Annotated in this window: 17 protein-coding genes; 5 read left to right on the top strand and 12 right to left on the bottom strand. The window is 74.7% G+C overall.

Features of this window, described 5'->3' with window-relative positions:
• Positions 1-40 precede the first annotated feature (40 nt).
• The 7 genes from NLX85_RS12105 to NLX85_RS12075 all read right to left on the bottom strand — a co-directional run bounded on the left by NLX85_RS12105 (position 41) and on the right by NLX85_RS12075 (position 6,959).
• Positions 41-1,507: an NADH-quinone oxidoreductase subunit N gene (locus NLX85_RS12105; protein ID WP_254334581.1), complete on the bottom strand. Its 1,467-nt coding sequence runs from the start codon at positions 1,505-1,507 to the stop codon at positions 41-43.
• Positions 1,504-3,012, bottom strand: coding sequence for a NuoM family protein (locus NLX85_RS12100; protein WP_254334579.1), 1,509 nt, complete (start codon positions 3,010-3,012; stop codon positions 1,504-1,506). The genes NLX85_RS12105 and NLX85_RS12100 overlap by 4 nt, the downstream gene beginning before the upstream one ends.
• A complete protein-coding gene (locus tag NLX85_RS12095) occupies positions 3,009-4,934 on the bottom strand; it encodes an NADH-quinone oxidoreductase subunit L (RefSeq protein WP_254334578.1) in 1,926 nt (641 codons plus the stop codon). Before NLX85_RS12095 ends, NLX85_RS12100 begins: the two co-directional genes overlap by 4 nt.
• Positions 4,931-5,278 (bottom strand): NADH-quinone oxidoreductase subunit NuoK, encoded by a 348-nt coding sequence (gene nuoK, locus NLX85_RS12090; protein WP_091262852.1) that lies wholly within the window; start codon positions 5,276-5,278, stop codon positions 4,931-4,933. The genes NLX85_RS12095 and nuoK overlap by 4 nt, the downstream gene beginning before the upstream one ends.
• Positions 5,275-5,877 carry an NADH-quinone oxidoreductase subunit J gene (locus NLX85_RS12085; protein ID WP_254334576.1) on the bottom strand — a complete coding sequence of 201 codons (603 nt, stop codon included), beginning with the start codon at positions 5,875-5,877 and terminating at the stop codon, positions 5,275-5,277. The genes nuoK and NLX85_RS12085 overlap by 4 nt, the downstream gene beginning before the upstream one ends.
• Entirely contained in the window at positions 5,874-6,458 is a 585-nt protein-coding gene (locus NLX85_RS12080) for an NADH-quinone oxidoreductase subunit I (RefSeq protein WP_374628079.1), read from the bottom strand. Before NLX85_RS12080 ends, NLX85_RS12085 begins: the two co-directional genes overlap by 4 nt.
• A gap of 78 nt (positions 6,459-6,536) precedes the next feature.
• Positions 6,537-6,959: an ester cyclase gene (locus tag NLX85_RS12075; RefSeq protein ID WP_254334573.1), complete on the bottom strand. Its 423-nt coding sequence runs from the start codon at positions 6,957-6,959 to the stop codon at positions 6,537-6,539.
• A 95-nt stretch (positions 6,960-7,054) separates the two neighbouring features.
• On the opposite strand from NLX85_RS12075, the gene NLX85_RS12070 reads away from it, so the two are divergent.
• Positions 7,055-8,104, top strand: coding sequence for a glutathione S-transferase family protein (locus tag NLX85_RS12070; RefSeq protein ID WP_254334572.1), 1,050 nt, complete (start codon positions 7,055-7,057; stop codon positions 8,102-8,104).
• Positions 8,105-8,116: 12 nt separating this feature from the next.
• Here the strand turns inward: NLX85_RS12070 and nuoH are convergent, their stop codons facing one another.
• Together nuoH and NLX85_RS12060 are read right to left on the bottom strand one after the other, a co-directional pair.
• A complete protein-coding gene (gene nuoH, locus NLX85_RS12065; RefSeq protein ID WP_254334571.1) occupies positions 8,117-9,079 on the bottom strand; it encodes an NADH-quinone oxidoreductase subunit NuoH in 963 nt (320 codons plus the stop codon).
• Complete coding sequence (locus tag NLX85_RS12060; RefSeq protein ID WP_254334570.1) at positions 9,079-9,828, bottom strand: NADH-quinone oxidoreductase subunit C; 750 nt, start codon at positions 9,826-9,828, stop codon at positions 9,079-9,081. The genes nuoH and NLX85_RS12060 overlap by 1 nt, the downstream gene beginning before the upstream one ends.
• 114 nt (positions 9,829-9,942) lie before the next feature.
• Between NLX85_RS12060 and NLX85_RS12055 the strand changes: the two genes are divergently transcribed.
• Complete coding sequence (locus tag NLX85_RS12055) at positions 9,943-10,989, top strand: glucose 1-dehydrogenase (RefSeq protein WP_254334569.1); 1,047 nt, start codon at positions 9,943-9,945, stop codon at positions 10,987-10,989.
• Between the two features lie 39 nt (positions 10,990-11,028).
• On the opposite strand, the gene NLX85_RS12050 is transcribed toward NLX85_RS12055, so the two are convergent.
• Both NLX85_RS12050 and NLX85_RS12045 read right to left on the bottom strand, forming a co-directional pair.
• Complete coding sequence (locus NLX85_RS12050) at positions 11,029-12,345, bottom strand: DUF2252 domain-containing protein (protein WP_254334567.1); 1,317 nt, start codon at positions 12,343-12,345, stop codon at positions 11,029-11,031.
• Positions 12,346-12,381: 36 nt separating this feature from the next.
• Positions 12,382-12,957 (bottom strand): NADH-quinone oxidoreductase subunit B, encoded by a 576-nt coding sequence (locus tag NLX85_RS12045; RefSeq protein ID WP_091317803.1) that lies wholly within the window; start codon positions 12,955-12,957, stop codon positions 12,382-12,384.
• Positions 12,958-13,092: 135 nt separating this feature from the next.
• Between NLX85_RS12045 and NLX85_RS12040 the strand changes: the two genes are divergently transcribed.
• From NLX85_RS12040 to NLX85_RS12030, 3 genes are all read left to right on the top strand, one after another.
• A complete protein-coding gene (locus tag NLX85_RS12040; protein ID WP_254334566.1) occupies positions 13,093-13,662 on the top strand; it encodes a SigE family RNA polymerase sigma factor in 570 nt (189 codons plus the stop codon).
• On the top strand, positions 13,655-14,854 hold the full coding sequence (locus NLX85_RS12035; RefSeq protein ID WP_254334563.1) for a hypothetical protein: 1,200 nt from the start codon (positions 13,655-13,657) through the stop codon (positions 14,852-14,854). The genes NLX85_RS12040 and NLX85_RS12035 overlap by 8 nt, the downstream gene beginning before the upstream one ends.
• Positions 14,855-14,976: 122 nt before the next feature.
• Entirely contained in the window at positions 14,977-15,915 is a 939-nt protein-coding gene (locus NLX85_RS12030; protein ID WP_254334561.1) for a hypothetical protein, read from the top strand.
• Between the two features lie 47 nt (positions 15,916-15,962).
• On the opposite strand, the gene NLX85_RS12025 is transcribed toward NLX85_RS12030, so the two are convergent.
• A complete protein-coding gene (locus tag NLX85_RS12025; RefSeq protein WP_254334560.1) occupies positions 15,963-17,438 on the bottom strand; it encodes an aminotransferase class V-fold PLP-dependent enzyme in 1,476 nt (491 codons plus the stop codon).
• Between the last annotated feature and the right edge of the window lie 47 nt (positions 17,439-17,485).

Below are 17,485 nucleotides of genomic sequence, written 5' to 3'. Positions count from 1 at the left end.
TGAGCGGGCTGTGCCAGCTGCGCAGCGGGGCACGAACCGGTCAGCGGGCCGCCACGTCGAGCACCAGCTGCGGTGCGAAACCGAGCACCACGGCCAGGGCGGTGGCGACCCCGAGCGCGACCACCACGATCCGGGCCGGGCGGGCCGCGACCGCGCCGGGCGCGGCGTAGAGGGTGGCGGCCAGGCGCAGGTAGTAGGCCAGGCCGAGCACCGCGTTCAGCGCCACCACGAGGGCCAGCCAGCCGGCGTGCCCGGCCAGCAGCGCGCGGACCACGGTCACCTTGGCGAACAGGCCGGCCAGGCCCGGCGGCAGCCCGGCCAGCCCGATGAGGGCCAGCGCGAACGCGCCACCCACCCACGGGTGCCGGCGCGCCGCGCCGCGCAGGTCGGCAAGGGTGCCGCCGTCACCGTCCGCCGGCCGCAGCGCCACCACGGCGGCGAACGCGGCCAGCTCCAGCAGCACGAAGAAGACGGTGTACGCGACGGCCGCGGCGTACGCCCCGGCGCGGGCGTCGGCGGTGCGCCCGCCGGCCAGCGCGAGCGCGCCCAGCGGGGCGAGGATGTAGCCGGCCTGGGCGACCGACGACCAGGCGAGCAGCCGGACCGTCCGCCGCTGGCGCAGCGCCACCAGGTTGCCCACGGTCATGGTGAGCACCGCGAGCAGGGCCAGCACCGGACCGGTCACGCCGGCCGGCAGCGCCCGCTGCACCACGGCGAGCAGGGCCACCACGCCACCCAGCTTCGAGGCCGTCGACAGGTACGCCGCCACCGGCAGCGGCGCGCCGTCGTAGGTGGCCGGCGCCCAGGCGTGGAACGGCACCGCGGCGACCTTGAAGGCCAGCCCGGCCACCACCAGCGCCACGGCGACCGTGGTCAACGGCAGGTCCAGCAGGCCGTCCCCGGCGGCGTCGAAGGCCGCGCCGAGCCGGTCGAGGTGCAGGGTGCCGGTCACCGCGTAGAGCAGCGCCGCGCCCAGCAGGGTGATCGTGGTGGCCACCACGCTGACCACGAAGAAGGTCACCGCCGCCTCGGCACCGGCCAGGCTGCCCCGGCGCAGCCCGACCAGCACGTAGAGCGGCAGGGTGAGCGTCTCCAGCGCCACGACCAGGGTGATCAGGTCACCGGCAGCGCCGAGCACCACGCCGCCGGTCATCGCGCAGGCCAGCAGGAAGCAGTATTCGCCGACCGGGACGCGGCCGGCGCGCAGCAGCGGGCCGGAGAGCGCCAGCACGCCGAGGGTGAGCAGCGCGATGACCACCGCGACCAGCGCGGCCCGCCCGGTCCAGAGCCAGGAGCAGTCCGCCCCGACGCAGAAGGTGCGGCGCTCGCCGGCCGCGCCGACAAGCGCCGCGCCGAGCGCGGTGCCCGCCGCGCCGAGGGCGGCCACGGCCACCGTGGCGGCGGCCCGGGCCGCCAGCAGGTCGACCAGGAGCACCAGCACGGCCGTGCCGGCGGCCAGGTAGGCCGGCAGCAGCGCCACGTTGTCCACGCTCTGCACCAGGCTCATTTGGTGACCACTCCCAGCAGGGCGCCGACCGGGCCGGAGGCGTAGGACAGGACCAGTGCGGGGGCCAGGCCGACGGCGAGGGCGAGCACCACCAGCGGCGCCCAGGCGGTCAGCTCCGCCCCGGCCAGGCCCGGCGCGAGCGGGGCCACCGCCGGGCTGGGCCGCCCGTGGGTGACCCGGCGCAGCAACCGCAGGAAGTACGCGGCGGTCAGCGCCCCGCCCAGCGCCGCGAGCACCGCCAGGGTGGTCCACAGCCCGCCGCCCCGCCGGAGGGCGGCCACCACGGCGAACGCCTCGCCCCAGAAGCCGGCCAGCCCGGGCAGCCCGAGCGAGGCGACCGCCGCGAAGCCGAGCAGCCCGGCCAACCGGGGGGCGGTCTCCCGCAGCCCGGACAGCTCGGCGAGCGACCCCGTGCCGGTGCGGTCCTTGACGGCCCCGGCCAGGAAGAACAGCAGCCCGGTGATGACGCCGTGCGCGATGTTGCCGATGAGCGCGGCCTGGAGGCCGGTGGCGGTGAGCGTGGCGACCCCGAGCAGCACGAAGCCCATGTGCCCGACGCTGGAGTAGGCGATAAGCCGCTTCAGCTCGTCCTGGGCGAGGCAGACCAGTCCGCCGACAAGGATTGCCGCGACGGCGAGCACCCCGAGCACCGGGGCGGCCCAGCGGGCGCCCTCGGGGGCCACGCCGACGGCCACCCGGATCAGCCCGTACGTGCCCATCTTGAGCAGCACCCCGGCCAGGATCACGCTGCCCACGGTCGGGGCCTGGGTGTGCGCGTCGGGCAGCCAGGAGTGCAGCGGCCAGAGCGGGCTCTTCACGGCGAAGGCCAGCGCCAGCAGGGTGAACGCGGCCAGCTGGGTGCCCCGGGACAGCCCGGCGCCGCCGGTCAGCGTCACGAGGTCGGCGGTGCCGGTGGCGGCCACGACCACGTAGACGCCGACCAGCAGCAGCACCGAGCCGAAGAGGGTGTAGAGGGCGAACTTGCGGGCCGCCCGGCGCCGGTCGCGGCCGCCCCAGCCGGCGATGATCGCGTACATGGGGAGCAGGACGACCTCGAAGAACAGGAAGAACAGCACGAGGTCGAGGGCGAGGAAGGTGCCCAGGATGCCCACCTCGACCACCAGCAGCAGCGCCACCAGGGCCCGCCCGCTGCCGCCACCGGAGGGCACCCGCCAGAGCGTGTAGCCGCAGCAGAGCAGGGTGAGCAGCGCGGTGAGCACGACGAGCGGCCAGGAGATGCCGTCCACCCCGAGGTGGAAGCGCAGGTCGAGGCCGGGCACCCAGGGCACGTCGAGCCGGTGCCAGGGTTGCACGGCCGGCCGGGGGCCGTAGCCGAACCAGCCGTGGTCGCCACCGACCAGCGGCAGCGTGGCGAGCAGGGTCAGCGCGGCGGCGGCCGTGCCGACCAGCCGGCCGGCCCGGTCGCCCGGGGCGGCGGCGGCCGCGACCGCGCCCAACGCGGGCACCGCGAGGACCGCGACCAGCAGGAACTGCCCGAACGTCATGAGGTCACTCCGATCAGGGCGACCGCGAGGCCGATCAGCAGCGCGCCGGCCAGCACCCCGGCCGCCGCGCGGGGCAGCGCGGCCCGGTGCAGCGCGGCGAGCCCGCCACCCAGCTCGACCGCGGCCCGGCCGCTGCCCTCCACGAGGCCGTCCACGCCCAGCTCGTCCCCGGTCCGCACGGCCCGGGCCAGGGCGGTCGTCGGGCGTACGACGAGGGCGTGCTGGACGTCGTCGAGCCGGAACGCCCGGGCGAAGACCGGCCGCAGCGGACCCAGGAAGCGCGCCGGGTCGGCGGCCGGGTCGCGGCGCCAGCCCGCCCAGGCGACGCCCGCGCCGACCAGCAGCAGCAGGAACGGCAGGACCAGGTTCGGCGCGAGGTGGACCAGCTCGACGGCCTCGTCGGAGGAGTCGGCCGGCACCCGCAGCCGATCGGCGAACCAGGGCGCGAAGGCGGCCAGGCCGAGCAGCGCGGCGGGCACCGCGAGCAGCAGCACCGGCCAGCGCAGCACGGCCGGCGGGTCGTGCGGATGCGCCAGCGGGATCCGGGTCGCGCCGAAGAAGGTGCGCAGCAGCAGGCGGGTCGCGTACCAGGCGGTGACCGCGACGCCGAGCAGCCCGGCCAGCCAGACCAGCCAGCCCACCCAGGCCGGGGCGGGGCCGGCGCCGTCCAGGGCGGCGGCCTGCGCGGCGGCGAGCACGCCGTCCTTGCTCCAGAAGCCGGACAGCGGCGGCACCCCGGCCAGCGCGCCGAGGCCGATCACCATGCACCAGAAGGTCACCGGCAGGGCGGTGCGCAGGCCGCCCATCCGGGACATCAGGGTGGTGCCGACCGCGTGGATGACCACGCCTGCCGCGAGGAACAGCAGCGCCTTGAACGCGGCGTGGGTGAGCAGGTGGAACAGGGCCGCCGCGGGGGCGCCGACCGCGAGCGCGCCGGTCATGTAGCCGATCTGGGACACCGTCGACCAGGCCAGCACCCGCTTGATGTCGTCCTGTGCGGTGGCCGCGAACGCGCCGAGCAGCAGGGTGACCGCCGCCATCACCCCGAGCACGGCGAGGGCGGCCGGGGCCTGCGCGAAGAGCGGGAAGAGCCGGGCCACCGCGTAGACCCCTGCGGCGACCATGGTGGCCGCGTGGATCAGCGCGGAGATCGGGGTGGGGCCGGCCATCGCGTCCGGCAGCCAGGTGTGCAGCGGGAACTGCGCGCTCTTGCCGGCCACCCCGGCGAGCAGCAGCAGGCAGGCCGCCGTGAGCGTGCCGGTCGAATAGTCGTGGGCCAGCACGTCGGCGATCCGGAAGCTGCCCGCGCCGACGCCCAGCAGCGCGATGCCGAGCAGGAAGCCGACGTCACCCACCCGGGTGACGAGGAACGCCTTCACGGCGGCGGCCGGCGCCTCGGGCAGCCGCCGGTCGTGGGCGATGAGCAGGTAGGAGCAGATGCCCATCACCTCCCAGCCGACCAGCAGCAGGATCAGGTCGCCCGAGACCACCACGGTCAGCATGGCCGCGGTGAAGAGGCTGATCTGGGCCGCGTAGGGCGGGTAGCGGTGGTCCACCTCGACGTCGTCGTGCGGGCCGCGCCGCAGGTATCCGACCGAGTAGACCTGCACGGCCAGGGCCACCGCGGCCACCGCCACGGCGACCAGCACGGCGACCCCGTCGAGCCGCCAGCCGAGGGTGACCCGCAACCCGCCCAGGTCGACCCACTCGGTGGCGCCCTCGACCGGCCCGTCCACCCGGAGCAGCAACGCCAGCGCCGCCAGCAGCGCGACCGCCGCGCCGGCCACGCCGAGGGCGATCGCCGCCCGCCGCGCCGGGCCCTCCCCCGTGGTCGCCCCACGCGGTGAGGGCGGCAGCAGCAGCCCGAGCAGGCCGGCGAGCAGGGGTACGCCGGGCAGCGCCACCGCGAGCAGTCCGGTCACTTCTCCCCCTCGCCCCGGTCGGCGGCGACCCCGGCGGGCGCTTCGGTGAGCGGCACGTCGTCCACCGTGACGCTGGCCCGCAGCCGGTAGAGCTGGAGCACGATGGCCAGCCCGACGCCGATCTCGGCGGCGGCGAGCACGATCACGAAGAGCGCGAAGACCTGGCCGGAGTGCGGCAGCGCGGCGCGGACCGTGGTGTCGGCGGTGACCAGGATCAGGTTGACGGCGTTGAGCATCAGCTCGACGGCCATCAGCACGAGGACGGCGTTGCGGCGGCGCAGCACGCCGTAGACGCCGAGGCCGAACAGCAGCGCGGCGGTGACGTACGGGATGACCGGTCTCACGCGCGCCCGCCCTCGTCGCCGGCGGTCACCACGGGGCGGGCCGGCTCGACCGGACCGCCGGGCACGCCGGGGCGGGCCGGGCCGGCCGCCGGGCTCGCGCCGGGGCGGCCGATGTCGGGACGGGATAGCACGATGGCGCCGACCAGGGCGGCGAGCAGCAGCACCGAGAGCACCTCGAAGGGCAGCACCCAGGAGCGGAACACCTGCTCGCCGAGGCGCTCGGCGGTGCCCGTGGCGGGCAGCCCGACCCGCGACCAGCGGAACGCGTCGACCAGCAGCACGGCCAGGCCCAGGCCGCTGCCGGCGCCGATCAGCGCGGCCGGCCAGCCGGGCCGGTCGAGGTCGTCGGAGGGGCCGATCGGGGCCCGGGTCAGCATCACCGCGAAGAGCAGCAGCACCACCACCGCGCCGACGTAGATGAGCACCTGCACCCAGGCCACCAGCTCGGCGCCGAGCACCAGGTAGTCACCGGCCAGCGCGCCGAGGCAGACCACCAGCCAGAGCCCGGCCCGGACCAGGTGCCGGGTGGCCACCACCAGCGCGCCCGCGCCCACCGCCACCGCGCCGAGGGCGAGCAGCAGCACGTCGGCACCCGTCATGACGGCGCGCCTCCGCCCTGCTCGGCGCCGGGCTCGGGGCGTGTCGGGGCCGGACGCGCGGCGGGGGCCGCGGCCTTGCGGGCGGCGGTGGTCTCCTCCTTCGAGGGGTCGCCGTGCGGGTCGTGGGCCGGTGGCGGCGGGACGGTGGCCATCCACTCGCCCAGGTGGTCCTTGTCGTGCAGCAGGTCCTTGATGTCGTACTCGGCGTACTCGAACTCCGGCGTCCAGTAGAGCGCGTCGAACGGGCAGACCTCGATGCAGATGCCGCAGTACATGCAGAGCGAGAAGTCGATGTCGAACTTGTCGAGCACGTTGCGCTGGCGGGGGCGGGCGGCGCCGGGGACCGCCACCTCCTCCTTGTGCGAGTCGATGTAGATGCACCAGTCCGGGCACTCGCGGGCGCAGAGCATGCAGACCGTGCAGTTCTCCTCCAGCAGCGCGATCACGCCGCGGGAGCGGGGCGGCAGCTCGGGGGCCACGTCCGGGTACTGCTGCGTGGTCGAGCGGCGGGTCATCGTCTTCAGCGTGACCGCAAGGCCCTTCACCAACCCCTCGCCGGGCACACCGCTGCGCTCGCTCATGCCGCCCATCCTGCCCTGTGCCCCTTGCGCGCGCGACCACCACCCGGCGGATCGCCCGCCGACCGGCCGCCGGTCGGGTCAGGCCTCGGTGGCCGGCAGCGGCGGAAGCATCTCGACGCCGAGTTGCTGGAGGACCTGGAACAGCTCGTTGACGCTCCACACGTCGACGATCCGGCCGGTCTCGTCGAAGCGGAGGAAGCTCGCGCCGGAGTAGCTGACCACCCGGCCGGTCGGCGGCACCGCGCCGAACTGCCCGGCCTGGGTGCCGGCGGCCCGCCAGTGCACGGCCACCCGGTCACGGCCGGCAACCACCTCGACGATCTTGTAGCGCAGGTCGGGGAAGGACGCCCGCCGGTCCCGGTGCCAGGCCAGGGTGGCCTCCGGGCCCGTCCCGCCCAGCCCCGGGCAGTCCTCGGCGATCAGGTCGTACGCGCTCTCCTCGCGGCCGGCGTTCCACACGTCCGCGATGAAGCGTCGGGCCGCCGCCTCCACATCGGTCACCGCGGCAGCCTAGCCCCCGCCCTTCGCGCTCGGCCTGCCAGGAGCGGCTGGAACGACAATGATGGGACCGGAACGAGACATCTTCGGGAGGCGACGTGGGCGGCGACGAGATCCTCGACCGGACCGGCGGCAAGTACGTCGAGCCGGGCGGCGAGTTCACCCGGGACCAGCGCTACATCGCCACCCGGATCACCGCCGACGGGGCGAGCGGCTGGCCGGTGGAGGCGGGCCGGTACCGGCTGGCGGTCAGCCGGGCCTGCCCCTGGGCGAACCGGCTGATCATCGTCCGGCGGCTGCTCGGGCTGGAGGACGCCATCTCGATGGCGGTGGCCGGGCCCACCCACGACAAGCGGAGCTGGACCTTCGACCTCGACCCGGGCGGCCGGGACCCGGTGCTCGGCATCGAGCGGCTGGCCGACGCCTACTTCCGGCGCTTCCCCGGCTACGAGCGGGGCATCACCGTGCCGGCGATCGTGGACGTGCCGACCGGGCAGGTGGTCACCAACGACTACGCGCGGATGAGCCTGGACCTGTCGACGGAGTGGACCGCGTACCACCGGCCGGGCGCGCCGCAGCTCTACCCGGAGCGGCTGCGCGACGAGATCGACGAGGTCAACGCGGCGGTCTTCGCGGACGTGAACAACGGCGTCTACCGGTGCGGCTTCGCCGGCAGCCAGGAGGCGTACGAGAAGGCGTACCACCGGCTCTTCGACCGGCTGGACTGGCTGACCGAGCGGCTGACCGGGCAGCGCTACCTGGTCGGCGACACGATCACCGAGGCGGACGTCCGGCTGTTCACCACGCTGGTCCGCTTCGACCCGGTCTACCACGGCCACTTCAAGTGCAACCGGCAGAAGCTCACCGAGATGCCGGTGCTCTGGGCGTACGCCCGGGACCTGTTCCAGACCCCGGGCTTCGGCGACACCGTCGACTTCGACCACATCAAGCGGCACTACTACGAGGTGCACCGGGACATCAACCCGACCGGGGTGGTGCCGCTGGGCCCGGACCTGGCGAACTGGCTCACCCCGCACGGCCGCGAGCAGCTCGGCGGCCGCCCGTTCGGCGACGGCACGCCCCCGCAGCCGGCCCCGCCGGCCGAGCGGGTCGACCCGGAGCACACCCCGCTGCGCGACGCTGCCTGAGCCCGCCCGTCCTCACATGGCCAGGCGGACGGCGGCGGTCAGCACCAGCTGGGCCAGGGCCAGCGGGACCAGCACCAGCCAGCAGAGGCGCTGGAGCTGGTCCTCGCGCAGCCGCGGGTAGCTCACCCGCAGCCAGATGATCACGAACGCGACGGCGAACACCTTGAGCAGGGTCCACAGCCAGCCGAGCTGGGCGTCGGCGAACGGGCCCTGCCAGCCGCCCAGGAACAGCACCGTGGTGAGGGCCGCGATCACCACGATGCCGACGTACTCGGCCAGCAGGAAGAACGCGAAGCGCAGGCCGGTGTACTCGGTCATGTAGCCGAAGACCAGCTCGGAGTCGGCCACCGGCATGTCGAACGGGGGCCGGCGGATCTCGGCCAGCCCGGCGACGAAGAAGATCACCATGGCCGGCGCCTGCCAGATCAGCCACCAGGGGTGCCACGCCTCCACGATGCCGGGCAGGCTGAGCGTGCCCGCCGCCATCGCCACCGAGGCGGCGGCCAGCACCAGCGGCAGCTCGTAGCCGAGCAGCTGGGCCGCACCGCGCAGCCCGCCGAGCAGGCTGTACTTGTTGGCCGAGGCCCAGGCCGACATGAGCACCGCCAGCACACCGATGCCGACCACGGCCAGCACGAAGAACAGGCCGATGTCGAGCGGCTGCCCCACCAGGTCGCCCGGGCCGAGCGGGATGACCAGCAGGGCGAGCAGGTAGGGCACCAGGGCCACCGCGGGGGCCAGCCGGAACACCGGCCGGTCCGCGTCGCGCGGGGTGACGTCCTCCTTCTGCACGAACTTGATGCCGTCGGCCACCAGCTGCGCCCAGCCGTGGAAGCCGCCCGCGTACATCGGGCCGAGCCGGCCCTGCATGTGGGCCATCACCTTGTGCTCGGCCTGCCCCACGATCAGCGGCAGGGTGAGGAACGCGACCAGCACGGCCGCCACCCGGAGGACCAGCTCCAACCAGTCCGGCATCAGCCCTCCCCGTCCTCGGCGTCGGCCCCCGGCGCGGGCCGGGCCGGCCGCTCGCCCGGCGCGGGGCGGGCTGGCCGCTCGCCCGGCGCGGGACGGGCCGGCCGTTCGCGGGCCGGGCGGGCCGGCGTACCCCCGCGGGGGCCCTCGCCCATCCCGGCCGCACCGGCCGGCGTGGGCGTCGTGCCCCACTCCCCCGGCGCCGGCACGCCCGGCGGCCGGATCGGCCGGCGGCCGCCGCCCGCCTCCGACTCACCCGGTTCCTTCGCGCCCGGCCACGGCTTGGCGACCCGGGAGGCGAGCACGAACTCCTTGCGCAGCGGGTGGCCCTCGAACTCCGGCGGCAGCAGCAGCGGCCGCAGCTCGCCGTGCCCCTCGAAGCCGATGCCGAACATCTCGTGGGTCTCCCGCTCGTGCCAGGCCGCGCCGGGGAAGACGTCGACCACGGACGCCACGACCGGCGCCTCCCGGGGCACCCGGGTGCGCAGCAGCAGGCCGTGCCGGTGCCGGACCGACCACAGGTGGGCCACGATGTCGAAGCCCTCGGCCAGCTCGTCGACGGCCGACAGCCAGTCGAAGAAGTCGCAGCCCAGCTCGTCGTCGCCGCGTGCCGCGCGCACCGCGTCGCGCCAGCTCGCCGGCGGTACGTCGACGGTGGCGCGGGCGTAACCCTGACCGCCGGAGACCGACGCGGTGGCCTCGACGGGCGCGAGCAGCGCGACCACCCGCCGGCCGACCTCTTCCGGAGTCATGCCGCTGATCCTATGGCCGCCGGCCCGGAGCCGTGTCGGGCCGTCCACGCTCTCCCGGGCGGGATCCGCCGCTTTGCCGGGCACGTGGGCCTCGGGCGGGGAAGGATGAACACCGTGCGCGCTGTCACTGTGACTCCCGGCGTCCCCAATTCCCTGCGTCTCGACGACGACTGGCCCGAGCCGCCCACGGAGGAGGGCGCGATCCTGGTGCAGGCCCTGGCGGTCGGCATCTGCGGGACCGACCAGGAGATCATCGCGGGCGAGTACGGCCAGGCCCCGCCCGGCCAGGAACGGCTGGTGCTCGGGCACGAGGCGCTGGGCCGGGTGCTGGAGGACCCGACGGGCACCCTCCAGCCCGGCGACCTGGTGGCCGGGATCGTCCGACACCCCGACCCGGTGCCCTGCCCGAACTGTGCCGTGGGCGAGTGGGACATGTGCCGCAACGGCCGGTACACCGAACACGGGATCAAGGGCCTGCCCGGCTTCGCCCGGGACCGCTGGCGGGTGCAGCCGAGGTTCGCCGTCGGCCTGGACCCGATGCTCGCCCCGGTCGGGATGCTGCTGGAGCCGACAAGCGTGGTGGCGAAGGCGTGGGACCACATCGAGCGGATCGGCAGCCGGGCCGTGTGGCAGCCGCAGAACGTGCTGGTCACCGGCGCCGGTCCGATCGGGCTGCTGGCCGCCCTGCTGGGCATCCAGCGCGGGCTCTCGGTGCACGTGCTGGACCGGAACAAGACCGGGCCGAAGCCGGAGCTGGTCCGGGCGCTCGGCGCGACGTACCACACCACGACCGTGGCGGAGCTGGACTTCGCGCCGGACGTGGTGGTCGAGTGCACCGGCGCGCCCGTGGTGGTGATTGACGCCATGTGCAAGGCCGGGCCGAACGCCGTCGTCTGCCTCACCGGGGTGTCCAGCGGCGGCCGGACCATCGACTTCGACGCGGGGGCGCTCAACCGGGACCTCGTGCTGGAGAACAACGTGGTCTTCGGCTCGGTGAACGCCAACCGCCGGCACTGGGACCTGGCCGCGCAGGCGCTCGCCCGGGCCGACCAGGCGTGGCTGAACTCGCTGATCACCCGCCGGGTGCCGGTCTCCTCGTACGCCGACGCGTACGCCTCCGGCGGCGAGGACATCAAGGTGGTGCTCGACTTCGAGCGGTGAGGCGGGGCGGCCGAACGCGGGCTCCGCCGCCCCGGAGCCTCAGATGCCGGGGAGCCGGCCGTTGCGGAACAGGTCCACGAAGAGCTGGTGGTCCTCGCGGGCGCGGATGCCGTAGGTGTGCGCGAAGTCGATCAGGTAGTCGACGAAGCTCTCCGCGTCGGCGTCCACGACCCCGACGATCGCCTCCTCGGTGGAGTAGTCCACCAGGTCGTGGCTGGACTCGTCGTCGGCCACCGAGTGCATCCGGGCCATCGCCCGACCCAGGTCGGTGAGCACCCCGCCGAGCTCCTCGGGCTCGTTGACGTCGGCCCAGTCGAGGTCGGCCGCGTACGGGGAGACCTCGGCGACGAGCTGGCCGGTGCCGTCCAGCTCGGTGAAGCCCAGCCACGGGTCGGCGTGCGCCTGCAACGCGCGCTGCGACTCGGCGGTCCGGTGCCCCTGGTGGCGGAAGTACGAGCGGACCCGCTCGTCGTCGATGTGCCGCGCCACCGCCGGCACCTGCGCCTGCTTCATGTAGATGACGACGTCGTTCTCCAGCGCCTGGGTGTGCCCCTCCAGCAGCAGGTTGTACGAGGGCAGCCCGGCCGAGCCGATGCCCACTCCCTTGCGCAGCACCACGTCCTTGATGTTCGCGGCGACCGGGCGGAGCCGGGCGCTGCCCTCCGGCAGCGTGCCCAGGTAGTCCTGGAACGCGGCGCAGACCTGCTCCCGGGTCGCGGCGTCGACCTCGTAGACCCCGTCGCCGAGGGAGAACCGCCGCTCGTAGTTGTCGATGGTGGTCTGCGTGGCGAGCAGGTCGACCCGGGTGTTCAGCCGGGCCTGCTGGAGCACCCGACGCAGCACGCCGTCGGCGTTGTCCAGGGTGATCGAGCCGATCGCGTCGTCGCCGCCGGCCGCGATGGCCCGCAGCTCGGCCAGGTACGACCGGGCGAAGCCGGCCACCAGCTCGCCGATCACCCGGTCGGAGAGCGCCTTGGCGTAGCCGAGCAGGGCCACGCTGGCGGCGAAGCGCTTCAGGTCCCAGGAGAACGGCCCGACGTACGCCTCGTCGAAGTCGTTGACGTTGAACACGAGCTGCCCGGAGGCGTTCATGTAGGTGCCGAAGTTCTCGGCGTGCAGGTCGCCGTGGATCCACACCCGGCTGGTCCGCTCGTCGAGGAACCGGTCGCTGGCGAAGTCTCCGCGCTGGTCGGCGTAGAAGAGCGAGGCGCTGCCCCGGTAGAAGGCGAACGGTGAGGCGGCCATCTTGCGGAACTTGCGGCGGAACGCCGCCGGGTCGATCGCCATCGACGCGCCGAACTCATCGGTGAGCACGTCGACGATGAAGGCGGAACGCTTGTCCGCGGACTGGGTCATGGTCCGCAGGCTAGACCTCGACCGCCACCTCGCGGGTCAGCCGGCCGGGGGACGTACCGGTGGCGCGGTGAGGGATTCCACCGGCCGGGGGGTGCTCTCCGCGGGCCGCGGGTCGACCGGCGGGGCGAGCCGGTCGGGGCGCGGCACGCCGCCGACGCCGGACTCCTCGGCGGCGATCTTCTCCTGGAGGCGGAGGATGCCGTGCAGCAGCGCCTCCGGGCGGGGCGGGCAGCCGGGCACGTAGACGTCGACGGGGATGAGCTGGTCGACGCCCTTGGTCACCGAGTAGGAGTCCCAGTAGGGCCCGCCGCAGTTGGAGCAGGCGCCGAACGAGATGACGTACTTCGGCTCGGGCATCTGGTCGTAGAGCCGCTTGATCGCCGGGGCCATCTTGTCGGTGACCGTGCCGGAGACCACCATGAGGTCGGCCTGGCGGGGACCGTGGGCGAAGGGGATCACGCCGAGCCGCATGAAGTCGTGCCGGCCCATGCTGGTGGCGATGAACTCGATGGCGCAGCAGGCGAGCCCGAAGTTGAACACCCAGAGGGAGTAGCGGCGGCCCCAGTTCAGCACGAACCGGATCGGCTCGCCGAGCACGGCCGGCAACTGCACCTCGCGCCTCCCTCGCCTGTCTTCGAGTTGACAGTCAACCACAGCACCCGGAACGGCAACCGACGCAACCGGTGCCGGCGTCAGGGCGTGTGACGGGCGTGACCGCGCCGGCGGCACGTGCACGGGGAGGATCAGATGACGGTGACGAGGGAGCCACGGCTCGGCGAGCCGCCACCCGGGGGGACAGCGGACCGGCCGGAACGCCCGGACCGGGGCGAGGCGATCGACTTCGACGGGCTCTACCACGCGCACTTCCGGTCCCTGACGCTCCAGCTCGCCGCCTACTGCGGCGACCTGTCGCAGGCGCAGGACCTGGTCCAGGAGGCGTTCTGTCGGGCGTTCGCCCGCTGGTCGCGGGTGTCCCGCTACGACGACCCGGTGGCCTGGGTACGCCGGGTCGCCTGGAACCTGGCCACGAGCCGGTGGCGGCGGCTGCGCACGGCGCAGTCCTGGCTGCACCGGCAGCGCGAGGAGCACGTGCCGGGTCCCGGCCCGGACCGGGTGGCGCTGAGCGCCGCGCTGGCCCAGTTGCCGGACGTCCAGCGCCGCGCCGTGGTGCTGCACTACCTGGCCGATCTCACGGTCGCGCAGATCGCGGAGCAGGAGGGGGTGCCGGAGGGCACGGTCAAGTCCTGGCTGCACCGGGGCCGGGCCGCGCTGGCGGCCCAGCTCGCCACCACGAACGAGGTGAACCACCATGACTGAGCTCGACGACATCCTGGTCAGCGGCGAGTTCGCCGCGTTCCGCGAGGCGTACGCCCCGGCGGTGCACCCGGCCGGGACGACGGCCGTGCGGGAGACCGTCCGCCGCCGGCGGCGCCGTGCCGCGGTGGTCACCGCGGCGGCCGTGGTGCTCGCCGTGGCCATCCCGGTGGGCGCGAACGCCGCCCTGAACCGGCGCCCCGACCCGAGACCGGGGCCGGCGCAGACCGCCACTCCGACCCCGTCGGAGACGACCGCCTCGCCGACCCCGCCGCCACCGACGCCGAGCACGGCCAGCCCCACCCCGGCCGCCCCGGACGGGCGGATCAGCAAGCCCCAACTGCTCGCCGCCCGGCTGGACCTGCCGGACTGGCCCGGGTACGCCCCGACGACCTGCGTCACCGACAACGTCCGACTCCGGTCCGCGGCGGAGACGGACTCCGTGCCGAGGCTGCTGGCCGACCCCCGCTACGGCGACCTCGACGGCGACGGCGCGACCGAGACGGTGGCCCTGGTGGCCTGCCGCTACGGCGAGGCCTCGGCGAAGCAGGTGCTGGCGTTCGACCGGGACGAGGCCGGCCGGATCGTCACCCTGGGCCGGGTCGTCGTCACCCACGAGGGGATGGACGACATCACCGACTTCTCGGTGCAGGACGACGGGAGGATCCGGGCCTACGTGGCCGACATCCAGCCCTGTTGCAGCATCCCGGAGTGGTCGCCGCAGCGGCAGTGGCGGACGTACGCCTGGACCGGTGAGCGGTTCACCCAGACGGCGGGGCCGACGAAGTTCGGCGTGGACCCCCGCCTGACCGACCTCACCCTGACGGCCGGCGACCTCGCCGTCGGGCCGGCCGACACCAAGGGCAACCGCACCGCCACGGTGACCGTCACGGTGACCAACAAGGGACCGGTGGACGTGCCCCTGCTCGGCTTCTCCGAGTTCTACAGCATCGGCGAGCCGGCGGGCGGGGACCTGAGCCGGTGCCGGACGATGCGGTCGGAGGGCCCGGGCACCTGCGTCCTGGACGGCCTGCCGGCGGGGAAGCGGAAGACGTACACCTTCACGTTCCGCTACGACCCGTCAGCCGCTCCCGGGCCGCCGACCCTGCGGGTCACCCACTACGACCCGCAGGAGCGGTGGTGGGACGACCTGAAGTACAAGGACAACCAGGTCGAGCTGCGCACGGCCGGCTAGACCCGCCGCGTCGCCTTCGCGACAGAGCATGCCGCAACCGACCGTCCTCATCGGACGTGTCACCAGCATCGGACCGGCGGAAGCGCCGCCGTCCAACAACGGGGATTCACGGGAGGACCAGCATGACCACACGTACGACACGGGCCGCCACCGCGCTGCTCGGCGGGGCCGCCGCCCTGCTCACCCTGGCCGCACCGGCCGCCGCCGCGCCGAGCGGGACCACCGGCGGCATCGACGTCACGGCCCAGCGGCTCGTCCTGGAGCCGACCGACCAGGGGTACGTCGGGACGCTCGCCGCCACGGTGACCAACCGGAAGCCGACCGCGACGTCGGTGAACCTGGTGATCACCGAGCCGGCCGGCGCCTCGTTCGCCACCATCGAGCCCGGCGGTGCCTGCCTCTACGACCGGCTCGTGGACAACCGGCTGGTCATCAGCTGCCTGGGTGACCGGGTCGAGGCCGGGCGGAGCGTCACCTTCCGGCTCGGCTTCCACGTGTGGACCACCGCCCGCGACCACCCGATGGTCGCCGACGGCGGGCGGATCGAGGTGGTCCCGGCCGGCGCCGCCCGGGCCGCCGACGCCACCGGCTTCACCACCCTCTTCCGTTCCACGACGGGCAGCCTGCGGAAGCCGCGGCCGTACGTGCAGGCCACCGAGACCGACCTGAGCATCCGGGGCGGCGCGGTGACGCTCAACCGGCAGCCGGACGGCAGCCTGCTCGGGCGGATGCCGGTCACCGTGCGCTACGGCAACGACGCCCCGACCTTCGCGCTCGACGTCGAGGCCGACCTGCCCTCCGGGGTGGCGGTCCACCACATCGAGCCGCAGGACATGCCGAGCTTCCCGAACTGGTTCACCGTGCCTGGCGGCCGGTTCATGCCGGGCGAGGAGCGGACCTTCGACGTCTTCCTCAGCGCGCCCGCCGGCACGCCGGGCGGTGAGCTGGGCACCGGCACGCTCACCGTGGCCGGGAGCTACTTCTGGGAGGCCGCCCCGCAGGACGTGGACCCGGCCGACAACAGCACCTCCTTCGCGGTGACCGCGGTCGACGCGAGCTGACCACCCGCGAGGGCCCGGGACCGCGGGGTTCCGGGCCCTCGTCGTGCTCACCAGGTCGGGCGCTGGAGCAGCCCGACGAACTCCACGAGCAGCCGCTCCCGCAGCCGGACCGGAGCCGCCTGGAGCAGCGTGTTCACGGCCGCCATCCGGTCCGGCGCCGCTCCCGCGCCGAGTCCGAGGCCGGCGGCGAGCCCGGCGATGAGGTCCGGGGTGAGCGCCTCCGGGGTGAGGCTGCCGGCGAGCGCCAGCAGCTCGGGCGGCAGCACGACCGGCCCGGCCGCCCGGGCGGCCGCCGCCGCCTCGGCCAGCGCCGGGCCGAACTCGGCCACCCGCGGGGCCACCGCGGCGGTCACCGTGAGGTGCACGCTGGCCGGCAGGCCCGCGTACGCGAGCTGCGGCTGGGTGTGCCAGCCCCGGGCGGTCAGCTCGTCCACCAGCACGAACAGGTCCAGCTCCGGGTCGTCGGCGGTGAAGCAGACCACCGTCGACTCCGGCTCGGCCAGCAGCCGCAGCCCGTCGACCACGCGGACCGCGTCGGCCAGCCCGGCGACCGCGTCCCGGGTCACCTCGGCCAGCCGCAGGTAGCCGTCCTCGCCGAGGTGGCGCAGGGTGGCGTACGCGGCGGCGATCGGCCCGCCCGACCGGGTCGACGCGATCACCGGGTTGACCATCGTGTAGCCGGGCCAGTCGGCGTACGCGAAGAACTGCGGCGCGCGCAGCCCCGCATCCCGGTGCAGCAGTACCGACACCCCCTTCGGGGCGTACGCGTACTTGTGCAGGTCGACCGAGATCGAGGTGACCCCGGGCACGGTGAAGTCGAACGGGGGCACCGGCGCGCCGAGCCGGCGCAGCCAGGGCAGTGTCCAGCCGCCGAAGCAGGCGTCCACGTGACAGCGCACGCCCGCCGCGGCGGCCACGGCCGCGATCTCCGCCACCGGGTCGACCACGCCGTGCGCGTACGACGGGGCGGAGGCGACGACCAGGACGGTCTCCGGCCGGATGGCGGCGGCCACGTCCGCGACGGCCGGGCGCAGGGTCACCGGGTCGACCGGCACCGGGTCGAGGGCCACCCGCAGGTAGTGGGCCGCCTTGGCGAAGGCGGCGTGCCCGCTGACCGGCACCACGATCCGCGGCTCGGTGAGGTCGGGCCGGGCGTCCCGGGCCGCCTTGACGGCCAGGATCAGCGACTCGGTGCCGCCGCTGGTGACGCTGCCCACCACGTCCGGCGCGGACGTGCCGGGGCCGCCGCCGAGCAGCCGGGCGGCCGCCCCGACCAGCGCGTTCTCCATGGCCAGCAGGGACGGGAAGGCAGTGGGGTCGAGACCGTTGACGTGCGCGCTCTCCGCGTGCGCCGCCTGCGCCAACTCGTCCAGCCCGGCCACACCGGGGTCGTAGACGTAGGCGAACAGCCGCCCGCCGTGGGTCGGGCGGTCGGCCGCCCGCAGGGCCCGGATCTCGTCGAGCACCCGCGCCGCGGGCACCCCCTCGACGGGCAGCGCGCCCGTCCCTGCCGTGTCGGTCATGGTGCTCGGGTTGTTCCTCTCGTGACGGTCCGGCCGGGCGGACGGAC

The organism is Micromonospora sp. A3M-1-15, from assembly GCF_024213425.1.
GTDB lineage: Bacteria > Actinomycetota > Actinomycetes > Mycobacteriales > Micromonosporaceae > Micromonospora > Micromonospora chersina.
Note: the sequence above shows the minus strand (reverse complement) of the source record. Positions and strands in the feature narration are given on the sequence as shown.